General features: G+C 74.3%; 1 protein-coding gene. It reads right to left on the bottom strand.

All coding sequences use genetic code 11. The features are described from left to right. Positions 1-20: 20 nt before the first annotated feature. On the bottom strand, positions 21-230 hold a 210-nt coding region (locus G6021_RS16980; protein ID WP_206682672.1), incomplete at its 5' end, for a hypothetical protein.

Below are 230 nucleotides of genomic sequence, written 5' to 3'. Positions count from 1 at the left end.
GTCGGTGAGATGACGATCAGTCACTGCAGCTCCTCCTGCCCCGCAGTGCCGCTGCTCGGGCCTCCGGTGAGGACGGCGAGGCTGAACTGCTCGGGCCCGGCCAGATGCGCCCCGGTGGTATCTCGCCGATCCGGCGGCGGCTCCAGCCGGTCCGTCGTAGCCGCCACCGCCGGCTGCGTGGTGGTGTGGGCCGGGCGGCGGCCTGGGTCCTCAGGGCCGCCAGCTGCTGC

Source organism: Dietzia sp. CW19 (assembly GCF_014145265.1).
Taxonomy (GTDB): Bacteria; Actinomycetota; Actinomycetes; order Mycobacteriales; family Mycobacteriaceae; genus Dietzia; species Dietzia natronolimnaea.
The sequence above is the reverse complement of the archived record's forward strand: the minus strand, read 5'-3'. Positions and strand labels throughout refer to the sequence as shown.